Annotated in this window: 7 protein-coding genes and 1 pseudogene; 6 read left to right on the top strand and 2 right to left on the bottom strand. The window is 43.0% G+C overall.

Annotated features, from left to right (window positions below; translation table 11 throughout):
* The first annotated feature begins 7 nt into the window (after positions 1–7).
* From L2730_RS12535 to L2730_RS12515, 5 genes are all read left to right on the top strand, one after another.
* Positions 8–2,668 carry a family 20 glycosylhydrolase gene (locus L2730_RS12535; protein ID WP_248974904.1) on the top strand — a complete coding sequence of 887 codons (2,661 nt, stop codon included), beginning with the start codon at positions 8–10 and terminating at the stop codon, positions 2,666–2,668.
* 218 nt (positions 2,669–2,886) lie between these two features.
* Entirely contained in the window at positions 2,887–3,792 is a 906-nt protein-coding gene (gene nagK, locus L2730_RS12530) for an N-acetylglucosamine kinase (protein ID WP_248974903.1), read from the top strand.
* A 51-nt stretch (positions 3,793–3,843) separates the two neighbouring features.
* Positions 3,844–4,980 (top strand): N-acetylglucosamine-6-phosphate deacetylase, encoded by a 1,137-nt coding sequence (gene nagA, locus L2730_RS12525; RefSeq protein WP_248974902.1) that lies wholly within the window; start codon positions 3,844–3,846, stop codon positions 4,978–4,980.
* Positions 4,981–5,097: 117 nt separating this feature from the next.
* Complete coding sequence (gene nagX / locus L2730_RS12520; protein ID WP_248974901.1) at positions 5,098–6,261, top strand: transmembrane glucosamine N-acetyltransferase NagX; 1,164 nt, start codon at positions 5,098–5,100, stop codon at positions 6,259–6,261.
* A 263-nt stretch (positions 6,262–6,524) separates the two neighbouring features.
* Positions 6,525–7,838: a sugar MFS transporter gene (locus L2730_RS12515; RefSeq protein ID WP_248974900.1), complete on the top strand. Its 1,314-nt coding sequence runs from the start codon at positions 6,525–6,527 to the stop codon at positions 7,836–7,838.
* A gap of 458 nt (positions 7,839–8,296) precedes the next feature.
* On the opposite strand, the gene L2730_RS12510 is transcribed toward L2730_RS12515, so the two are convergent.
* On the bottom strand, positions 8,297–9,490 hold the full coding sequence (locus tag L2730_RS12510; RefSeq protein WP_248974899.1) for an IS4 family transposase: 1,194 nt from the start codon (positions 9,488–9,490) through the stop codon (positions 8,297–8,299).
* A 137-nt stretch (positions 9,491–9,627) separates the two neighbouring features.
* Here L2730_RS12510 and L2730_RS12505 point away from each other — a divergent pair.
* Positions 9,628–10,407 (top strand): annotated as a pseudogene (locus L2730_RS12505) (IS91 family transposase); the annotation flags it as partial.
* A 711-nt stretch (positions 10,408–11,118) separates the two neighbouring features.
* Here L2730_RS12505 and L2730_RS12500 read toward each other — a convergent pair.
* Complete coding sequence (locus L2730_RS12500) at positions 11,119–11,655, bottom strand: hypothetical protein (RefSeq protein WP_248974898.1); 537 nt, start codon at positions 11,653–11,655, stop codon at positions 11,119–11,121.
* Positions 11,656–11,982 lie beyond the last annotated feature (327 nt).

The raw sequence follows: 11,982 nt of genomic DNA, 5'->3' as shown, positions 1-11,982 counted from the left end.
GATTGTAATGAAGAAAAGATTAATTGTAGCAGCTGTTGGCTTAATATTAGCGACCAGCGCGTGTTCTCAAAAGGATGTTGAAATAACGGCTAAAGGTGCACAAGACGGATCCCCCATTGCACTGAGTCAAGACAAGTTGAGCCTCATTGGTCAGCAGTTGGCTGTGAACTACCGAGTCGTGACTAATGTTGCTGATAATAATTGCGATAAAGACTCTGCTGGTGGCAAGTGCTTCGTGGCTGAAATAGATTTGACCTTTCCTGTGGATGTCGCTGCTAAAGATTGGGCTATTTACTACTCTCAGATGAGACCTGTGCAATCGATTGAAGGTGATGAATTTACCATTTCTCGTGTTAAAGGCGATCTGCACAAAATTGAACCGTCTACAGGCTTTAAGGGGATACTTAAAGGGCAGACTAAAACGATTCGTTTTAGAGGCGATAATTGGCAGCTAGCTGAAACTGATGCCATGCCTAACTATTATATTGTTGCCAATGGCTCAGATCCTGTACTCATCGACAGCACCAAGGTTGCCATTGATACCGAGACTGGCCTAGAACTTCGGCCTTACTCTGCAGATTTTACCGATGCCGAAAAGCAGTATAAGCGCACCGAGAATGATAAAGTTGAGTGGGCGACATCGGGCGTTTTATACCGTAATAACTTTTCTACTCAAGCAAACCCCAAGTTGGCTGAAAACCGCATTATACCAACGCCTACATCGGTTGAGTTGACCGCTGATACTGCGCAAGCTTCTTTGAAAGATGGGCTAAAGGTCAACTATAACAAGGTTAACCCTCAGTCAGTTGAGGCTGCACTTAAACGTCTAGCAAGATTAGGTGTCACGGAGTCAGATAAAGGGCTCTTGGTTACCTTATTACCGTTATCAGTAAAAGCGGTGCCAGGCAGTTACCATCTCGATATTAGTGCACAACAGATTACTATTTCAGCTAATGACGATGCTGGTTTTTCTTACGGGTTAGCATCGTTAACATCTTTGGTTGATGTTAACACTCTAGTCGTAAACGCAATGTCGGTGGAAGATTCCCCACGCTATGATTTTCGCGGAATGCACATCGATGTATCTCGCAACTTCCATAGTAAACAGCTGATATTAGATCTGTTGGATCAAATGGCCGCTTATAAGCTCAATAAGTTACATTTGCATATGGCTGACGATGAAGGTTGGCGTTTAGAGATTGAAGGGCTTCCCGAGCTTACAGATATCGGCAGTAAACGCTGCCATGACTTAACGGAGGATAACTGTTTACTGCCACAACTCGGCAGCGGCCCCTCTAGTAATACTAAGGTTAGTGGTTACTACAGTAAAGCTGACTATATCGAGATCCTGCAGTTTGCAAATGCTCGACAAATCCAAGTCATTCCATCAATGGATATGCCGGGTCATTCTCGCGCTGCCATTAAGTCGATGGAAGCACGTTACCGTAAACTGCTAGAGCAGGGCTTAACAGCTGAAGCAGAGCAGTATTTGCTATCAGATAGTAATGACAAAACGGTTTATTCATCGGTGCAATACTATGACGATAACACCTTAAATGTATGTATGGAGTCGACGTTTACTTTTCTCGATAAAGTCATTGATGAGATAGCACAACTGCATAAAACGGCAGGTGTGCCGCTTACGCTTTACCATATCGGAGCTGACGAAACTGCTGGTGCTTGGCTTGAATCTCCAGTGTGTAAAGCCTTTATCGCCAATAACGATAAAGGTGTTAAAGACAGCAGTGAACTTGGGGCTTATTTCATCGAAAGAACCGCTTCTATACTAGCAGCAAAAGGCATTGAAGCCGCAGGCTGGAGCGATGGCATGAGCCATACTCGCCCAGAAAATATGCCAAAAAAGGTACAGTCAAACATTTGGGATATTGTTGCACATGCAGGCCATAAACGCGCCCATCAACAAGCTAACTTGGGTTGGCAGGCGGTATTGAGTCAACCTGAGGTTCTCTACTTTGATTTTCCCTATGAAGCCGATCCAAAGGAGCACGGCTATTACTGGGGCATTAGGCAAAGTAACAGCAAGCACGTACATAGCTTTATGACCGACAACTTGCCTGCCAATGCTGAACAATGGACCGATATTGAGGGCTTGCCTTTCGAAGCTGATGACACAGTTCAACGCGATGAAAATGGCAATGTTGTAAGTGGACCGCTAGCTAAGTCGGCTAAATTTAGTGGTATTCAAGGTCAGCTTTGGAGCGAAACGGTTCGCAGTGACGAGATTGCTGAGTACTTGATGTTCCCGCGGGTATTGATGCTAGCCGAGCGAGCATGGCATAAGCCAAGTTGGGAAGTGCCTTACCAATATCAAGGGGCTATTTATAATCAACAAAGTGGAATGTTTACTGAAGATATGCGAGCCCAACAGGCATTAGAGTGGCAGGCGATTGCTAATACCTTAGGCTACAAGGAATTGATAAAGCTTGATAAAGCTGGCATTAGTTACCGAGTGCCAACTGTTGGTGCAGTAATAAAAGATAATAAGCTATTCGCTAACCTTATCTATCCAGGACTGGCGATAGAGTATCGCGTCAATGGTGGCGATTGGCGGCTTTATAACGCGGGTGCGCTTGTTAAGGGCAACGTCGAAGTTCGAGCTATTGCCGCTGACGGTGTGCGAAAAGGTCGAACATTATTGGTGAAATAATAACAGCATCAGGCAGTGTGCTGTCGTGATGTGAGTATTTACTTAGATTAGATGCGGTAACTAACAGGTGTTACCGCATCTATTCTTGTCCTTAAAGCAATGTGAAAAAACAAATGACAACGCTGTCATTGTTGTTGTAACATACAATTAACTTATTAGGTTTCTCAGTTAAGTTTATTAGCTCCATATTAAATATTAGAACAATAAAGAGGTTTGTCATGGGCATAGGCCAGGCGAAAGAAGCATCCTTGTATATAGGTATTGATGGTGGTGGTAGTAAGTGCCGCGCAACTATATATGCAAGTGATTTCAGCATTGTGGGAACTGGCGTCGCCGGGCGTGCCAACCCGCTGCATGGTTTAGCACAAACATTCCAATCTATTGAAGAATCAACTCAGTTGGCGTTGACTGATGCAGGACTCAAAAGCTCGGACAGTAAACGCTTAATAGCAGGGCTTGGACTTGCAGGCGTTAATGTCTCTAGGCTTTATGAGCAAGTATTGAATTGGCAACATCCGTTTGCTTGTATGTACCTAACCACTGATCTTCATACTGCATGTATCGGCGCTCATGAAGGTGGTGATGGCGCTGTCATCATTACAGGCACCGGTTCTTGTGGCTACGCACATGTTGCTGGTGAAGAGCTTTGTCTTGGTGGTCATGGCTTTGGTTTAGGTGATAAAGGTAGCGGGGCATGGCTTGGACAACAAGCCAGTGAACAGGTGCTACTCGCGCTAGATGGTTTTGGAGAGAAAACCATACTCACAGAACGCTTATTCGCTCATTTCAATGTTAACAATGCCATGGGGATCGTAGACAATTTAGCTGGGCAATCGTCTAGTACCTATGCCAAGTTAGCGAGAAACGTGTTTGAAGCTGCCCAACTAAAAGATGGCGTGGCGCAAGACATTGTCCGTGAGGGCGCTGGCTATATAAGCGAGTTGGCAAGGAAACTGTTCACAATAGAACCACCGCGTTTTTCTATGATTGGCGGCCTTGCTGAACCGCTGGCCAATTGGTTAGATGATGATGTTATAGCTGAAATAGCACCGACGCTGCAGCCTCCAGAGTGGGGCGCAGCATTCTACGCACAGCAACAGCATAATAAGCTGCAACAGAAATAGTTTTTTGCTGTTTTGCAGTTAGCATAGACAAAAATTGATAGTGAGTTTCAAATGAAGCAAACAATAGTAGCAGAGCGACTTTTTGATGGGCAGCAGTTTCATTCTGAGCTGCCTATCACTTTTGAAGACGGCAATATTATCGCGTTTGATACCGTCAAGGGCGCTAAAGAGTCTAAAGTGAATGGCACTGTTTGCCCCGGATTTATTGATGTTCAGGTAAATGGCGGCGGCGGAGTACTGTTTAATGCAACCCCTACTCGTCAGGGGATCGAAGCAATAGGTCTTGCTCATGCAAAGTTTGGAACGACAGCCTACTTACCAACATTAATAACCGACAACGTGAGTGTAATGCAGCGTGCTGCCGATGCAGTAGCTGATGCTATAGCCGCTAAAAGCTCTGGTGTTTTAGGCGTTCATTTTGAAGGACCACATTTATCAATACCGAAAAAGGGCGTTCACCCACAGCCACATATTAGGCGTATTTCAAATGCCGAGCTTGAGGTGTTTAGCCGTCAAGATTTAGGAGTAAGAGTTGTCACTCTTGCGCCAGAGAATGTTTCCCCTGAAGTTATATCGGCGCTGGTGGAAAGTGGCGTAAAGGTTTGCTTGGGTCACTCTAATGCTGACTATGACACAGTAAAGGCTGCTTTAGATGCCGGTGCCACAGGTTTTACTCATCTCTTTAATGCAATGTCTGCTTTTGGCTCACGTAGCCCAGGGATGGTTGGCGCAGCGCTTGAGAGTGCTGATGCATGGTGTGGACTTATTGTTGATGGGCATCATGTCCACCCTGCAGCCGCTAAAGTGGCTATTAACGCCAAGCCTCAAGGTAAAGTCATGTTAGTCACTGACGCTATGCCGCCAGTAGGGCTTGATAGCGAAGAGAGTTTCGAGCTATTTGGCACCCAAGTCATACGTGTTGGTGATCGGCTTAATGCGGTAACTGGCGAGCTTGCTGGCTGCGTACTTGATATGGCTGGAGCAGTTAAGAATAGCGTTTCTATGCTTGAACTGTCACCAGAGGAGGCGATAAGAATGGCCTCTCTGTACCCGGCTAAATTCTTAGGTATAGATAAACAGTTCGGTTCACTAGAGATTGGGAAGCGTGCTGATTTAGTGTTAATCAACAATGAATATAAAGTGCAGCAAACCTATATCGGCGGACAGTTAATTTTTTCTGCGCGTTAAAAGGTATTTGATTCATGTTACCTAAACCTCTGTAGCTTAGGCTATCGAGGTTTTTTGTTATACACATAAATCGTTGAAATTGAGCCATAGCAGCTATTTGTTTAAAGAGTGATACTAATGACAATAATAAAAGATACCCATTCACAGACAGATCCCAGTCCTAAACAGAACAAAGTAAGACTTAAGTCACTCGATGCGCTTCGTGGGTTCGATATGTTTTGGATCTTGGGTGGTGAAGCTATTTTCGCAGCACTCATCGTATTAACGGGGTGGGGCGGCTTACATTGGTTCGATAAACAGATGCATCATAGCGCTTGGCATGGTTTCACCTTCTACGATTTAATCTTTCCGCTATTTATATTTTTATCAGGTGTTGCACTTGGGTTATCACCAAAAAGGCTAGATAAGCTGCCAATGCATCAGCGAATTCCACTCTATCAGCACGCTGTAAAAAGATTACTGTTATTGCTATTGCTCGGGGTCATTTATAACCATGGTTGGGGCACTGGTGCTCCTATGGCATTGGGAGATATTCGCTACGCAAGTGTATTGGGGCGTATTGCTTTTGCTTGGTTCTTTTGTGCCTTACTCGTTTGGCATACGAGCCTCAGAACCCAAGTGATCACCAGTGTTACTATTTTAGTTGCTTATGCGGTATTGCAACTGTTTCCACTCGTGACACTTGATGGCACCGGCTCGTTTACAGTTACCGGATCAATTAATGCGGCTATCGATAGCATGCTATTACCTGGCGTCACTTATCAAAATGCAGCGGTTGACCCTGAAGGGATCTTATCGACTATTCCCGCAGTCGTTAACGGCCTCCTAGGTGTTTTTGTCGGTCACTTTATTGTTAAGACCCACCCCAAAGGGGAGTGGTATAAGCTTGCTGTAATGTGTTTGTTAGGTTTAGGGCTACTAGTTCTGGGCTGGCTGATATCACCTATTATTCCGGTCAATAAGACATTATGGACCAGCAGTTTTGTGCTGGTTACATCCGGTTGGAGTTTGTTGTTATTGACGCTATTTTATTGTGTTATCGATGTTATGAAACTTAGTCGCTGGGCATTTCCGTTTATTGTGATTGGCTGTAACGCGATAGTTATCTACCTTGCCACCAGTATAGTTAACTGGAAGTATACTGCTGAAAGCCTATTTGGCGGGGTTATCAATTGGTTTCCTGTACCAGCTCAGAGCTTAATGGCGGTAATCGGATTATTGCTAGTGCAGTGGTTGGTGCTTTATTGGATGCATAAACGATCAATTTTCATAAAGGTTTAAGTCTTTGTAATTAAGCTGCTGAGTTGCGCCATTAAAGCGACTGAAAAGTCGATGTTGGTTTATGAAATTAATTCGCTAAAAGTTAAAATGACAGCGTTGTCTTTTTGCTGGTAATGTTTTAACATCAATGAAACAATAACCCAGTATTGGGTACTAAAAGCAGATAAAAATCTGTTGTTGATAAGTCAAGAACATGGAAGGATGGGATAACAGGCGATTCTGTTATCATCAAATTAATTACTATAAGAAGCAGGTTTAAATACATGACAGCAACGACTCAGGCTCAAGCTAGCCCTAAGAGCAGTATTCTACCTATGACCATAATAGGTGTGCTCTTTTTTATCTTTGGATTTGTGACATGGCTTAACGGCTCTTTGATCCCATTCCTTAAAATCATCTGTGAACTGAATGAATTCCAAGCGTTATTTGTCACGTTTGCTTTTTATATTGCTTATACCGTGATGGCACTACCTATGTCATCGATACTCAAGAAAACCGGTTATAAAAATGGGATGGCTATCGGCCTTGCCATCATGGTTGTCGGTTCCTTACTGTTCATTCCTGCAGCTCAAAGTGCCAACTTTATCCTATTCTTAGGTGCACTGTTTGTTTTAGGTACTGGACTTACTATTTTGCAAACAGCATCTAACCCTTATGTGGTGCATATCGGCCCTAAAGAGAGTGCTGCGATGCGAATAAGCATTATGGGTCTCATTAACAAAGGTGCGGGCGTTATCGTGCCAATTTTGTTTACAGCATTAGTCCTGTCAGGTTTTGAAAACTTCACTGCAGACCATTTAGCTGCATTGAGTGAAGCTGAGCGAACTGCGCAAATTAGTGAATTGTCTTCACGTCTTGTCGCGCCATATATCTATATGGCTATTGCACTGACATTTTTGATTGGCTTAGTGAAATTTTCATCACTGCCTGAATTAGAATTTGAAGCGGCAGATGATCATCAAACTAAAGGCAGCATTACTCATTTTCCGCAGGTGATTTTAGGTGCCGTTGCACTATTTGCTTATGTTGGTGTTGAAGTGATCGCCGGTGATACCATTGGTTTATATGGCGCGAGCCTCGGGGTGAATAACTTTGCCTCATTAACCTCGTATACTATGGTGTTTATGGTGCTGGGTTACATTATTGGTGTCACCTGTATTCCTCGATTTATCACTCAAGAAAAAGCACTGTTAGGATCGGCGATAGCGGGTATTTTATGTGTTGTTGGTGCAACCACTGCATCTGCTGATAGCACATTTATAGCGGATGTTTTATGGGGCTGGAGTGGTATTCCTGTTATTCCAAATACGGTTACATTCGTGGCGATGATGGGGCTTGCACATGCATTGGTTTGGCCGTCAATCTGGCCTCTAGCGCTTGAAGGTCTTGGTAAGTATACCGCGCAAGGTTCTGCACTGTTAATTATGGGGATCTCCGGTGGCGCTATCTTACCGCTAGTTTTTGGTAAGGTTGCTCACTTTGCTGACAATACACAGCTAGCTTACTGGGTGTGTCTACCTTGTTACCTATTCATTCTATTCTATGCGCTTAAAGGCCATAAGATGCGTAGCTGGTAGTTAGGTCGTTTATAGCGGCGACATCAATTTAAGGGAGCCATAGGCTCCCTTTTTTATTCGTCGCTAGGCTAGAGCTATAGAGCTCCTGTAGAAGGCCTATGGTGGTTCTCTTTTTTACACAGAGGAGGGCATCTACCACTGAACCACTTTTGGACAGAAATGCCTTAGCACAAAGAGTTTAAAGGTCAGTATAAGGGTTCAGAAAATATATGGTAATTCAGCTGTATTGAGCTTTTGCAAGTCGCCGTGAATATATCCCTATAGGCTCTGCTAAATCATCCATGATTTAGAAGCTTGCACAGCCCAAATCAGATGAATAACGAGTAAGCCCACTTTAGTCGCTAACTTATTATTGGACAGGAACGCGTTAGTGCAAAGGGTCTAAGAATGGGTAGTGGAATTAGCAAATGTATGGGTATCATTAAAGTTTACACTGACCCTGACGGATCCCCACGAATTTAATAGCATGCTTGTGGCTCCCGAACTAAGCCTTGTAGTGTTTTGATTGCTACCTGCCAATGCAATTTCAACAGCTTCAAGTTCCTATCTTTGTATGCTCTCAAGCCTATGAATTGGTTTGAGAGTACGTTGCGGTGCTTTATTGAGTTAGCTTGATATTGCCAGTGTTTACCAGCTGCTTTCACCGCTAATCCTAAAAGATAAAGCACAAATTGAGATAAGCAGGCAATGAGTAGCAATACGCTGAGCCTGCTCACTACTCGGGTACCGCTATCATTCATTTTCAGGCCTGTTTTAACATCTCTAAAGCTTTCCTCTATCTGCATTCTTGTGGCATAAATCTTAACGATTCTTTTAGCCTTAAAGTTTGAGTTACAAAGTGATGTCGCTAGTAACCAAGGTTCTTTTTCTCGCTCTGCACTCGTACGAGACTGCTTACTACGCCTGCTTTTATCACCTGTTGCGGTTCTATCTTTTCGTCCTTTAGGATCGCGTTTGAAGATAACTAAACGAGAGCTGAAAGAAGTCTGCTCACCTAAAAGATATACGCCAAGATTTTTGGCTATAGAGCTTGCTTGAGCGTAAAGCTTTTTGACTGGATACCACTGATGAACCGAACTTTTTCTGCAGTGTGTCCGATTTCTAAAGCGGCCTACATAATCCCAGCCAAGAGACAAAACCTGCTTAAACCAAGGAATACGAAAGCCTGCGTCAGTTACGATGATAGGCTTGCAGCCATTGGGCAACATAGCCTTTAATTTTGTCAGAAATAATAGGTGAGTTCTTGGTTTCTCTTTCTTATTAAGTGGGTGTATCTCTTCATAAAGTGTTAAAGATCGCCCTTGAGCAGCAAGTGATGCTCTAATTAGAAAATGTTGCTTTCGGTCATCAAGATCTGACCAATCGATATGAATAATTGGCTGCTGCATGGTCCCCACTAACAGGTAAGTCATACGGGTATAAATGAACTCGATATCGCGATGTAAATAGGTGTTACTACAAAGCCTATCTACGCGTTTAATCTTATGTTTTTCCATGGCTTTGCTCTCAATCTCACGACCAAGACCTGTGATTGAAAGTGAAGCACCGTTCATTGAACTTTCTATTGATGAGAATAAACTTTGTCGGCGAGTTTTGTGCATTAACGGGGTGACAAGGGATAGGCATTTTGATAAAACTTGTTTCGCATTCATGGCATTTACTCGTGGTAATTTTTGTTTGGCGATAAATTTGATCACCAAATGCCATGAATGTTCCTTATTATTTTGCCTATCTCATTATTTCTATTTGTCTTTTTGTGGGGATTCGTCAGACACTGACCCCACTTTTTCTGTTCACCGTCGCTGCGAGCGTGCTGAAGGACTTTGCCAGAAACTCAAAGCACCTCGGTGGCGAGATTGGCTTTACCGGCGTGCTGCATACCCATAATCGGCGGCGTGACTACCATCCTCATATCCACTTTATCATTCCTGCTGGTAGCTTCAACAAAGATAAAAAGCAGTGGCAAAAAAGCAGGGGTAAATATCTGTTCAACGCCTTTAATCTCGCCACAGTGTGGCGAGCAAGGTTGCTGGAATACCTGACAAATAAGCTAGGTATCACACTGCCAGCTGCTACCCCAAAGAAGTGGGTGGTCGACTGCCAGCATGTTGGCAAAGGACTACCTGCGCTAAAGTACCTGTCGAAATACCTCTATCGCGGTGTGTTGCCTGATAAAAATATCATCAGCAACATCGATGGCCAAGTTAGCTTTGAGTATCAAAACAGCCAAACCCAAGCCACCGAAATACGCACTTTACCCGCTGTTGAGTTTCTGTGGTTAGTGCTCCAGCATGTGTTACCGAAGGGATTACGGCGAGTACGAGACTATGGATTACTGCAAGGAAGTTGCCGAAAACTAAGACTGCAAATACAGCTCATGCTGGCGGTTTCTGGGGCGGTGTTTCCAATAATCGCTGAGGTGAAAAAAGCGGTTGCGATACGACTTTGCCCCTGCTGCCAGCAGCCGATGAAATTTATGGGCTGCTGGCAACAAAGGAGTGGGAAAAAGCATGCACGACTGACAAGTTTTATCATGCAGAAAACAAGGGAACCTAACGCCACTGTTTAAGCGGAAGGACTACAACATCTAGATTTAACATACAGAGAAAAATAAGAACAAGGAGGTATTAAGGCATTGATATTTTGACGTAAATAAATTAGCTGGCGATGCTAAGGGATCGATGCGGCTAGTAAAAAATGTTACTGCTCAGCACACACCAAAAAAGCGTAAGATCTTACGCTGATATTTACACTATAAAGGTATCACTTTAAGCTCGGGCTTGTTCAACACTTGGGATAAGGACGCGGCTGCGCTCGGCCTATCCTTATACGTTAGGTTTAATTTACCCCGTACTGTCCTTTAACTTTATTGATAGGACTTTTGGCCAAATATACGAAAAGAGCCAATTAACAAAAAAATAAACGACAACTAAAACTATAAAACTTAACTCAGAGCTATAACCTGTAACTTCTACTATTTGTTTTCCAGTGAGCATTAAACATATTAGAGTAACCATAAATATGACAAACCAAATGCTTCTCGATGTTTGCGTTGATACGGATGTTTCACCACAGTTTTTACACTTTATTTCAGATACTCCGAACCGTTTAAGAGGTAAAAGCTTATTTACATCATTTCTAGATAACAAAACACTTTGGCAATTTGGGCACTGAATATTCATTTAAACCTAACGCCTTACTAATGGGCGCATAAATGCTTGGCTAAAATTAGCGACGAAGGAGCACAAGCCAAGCGTTTTGCGTCCTTTTGAGTAACTTGTTATCTAGCTGGTTTAATTGACTCAAATGACTTAACAGCTTGATTCAGATAGCGACCATTAAACTTAATTAAGTCTTGAGTATGCAAACTAATAATCTTTGAATTGAACACGTAACAATACATTACACCATGAGCTTGCTTTGAATCGATTTCACCACTCCACTCTATTTTGGCAGCAGGAACTCCAGATATTTCTATGAACTCGATCTCACTTTTTTCAAATTTGTTTCGTTTTCGAGCTATACCTGATAGGAATTGTTCGAGATATTGAGCGGCCCCTTTTTTAAGCTCATCATCAGTCATTTCGGGAAATGGTTTGCCTGGATTCCAAATCGTTATTTGCAATAGCGTCGCGTTATTTCCGTCTTCATGTAAGTTTCGGAATGCAATAGTTGACGCACCTTGTCCCATACTACGCTCAATTGGCCCTTCAAACCCTTCCGGAATATTGATGGACGCATCAGCAAAGGAAAACTCATTTGCATGCGTTGCAAACGATAAAAAAATAATAAATATAAAAATAAGAATCCGATTCACCCGATGCTCCTTGCTAGATAACATTTGTATACACGCCTTGCGCGTTTATCAGGTTAGACCAGTCAGCGCGTGTATCAATAAGTAATTAATTTGTGGACGTTTTTAACGAACACACTCAAAACAGCCGCTGGCAAAACGAGAATGGCGAGCTAACTTGCCTCGTATCTCCTGTAAACCGAGCAAGCATACTATTTAGTCAATTGAATTTACTCTGATTTTTATTTTCACTCAATAGCAAACCGAGAACTGATTAGGAATAATTTTAAGGATATTCGTAGGAAATCTAATAATACTGTATAAAACCACAAGTAATGGCTAACTTAAAAG

The sequence above is a fragment of the Shewanella kaireitica genome (genome assembly GCF_023284045.1).
GTDB classification, from domain to species: Bacteria; Pseudomonadota; Gammaproteobacteria; order Enterobacterales; family Shewanellaceae; genus Shewanella; species Shewanella kaireitica.
Note: the sequence above shows the minus strand (reverse complement) of the source record. Positions and strands in the feature narration are given on the sequence as shown.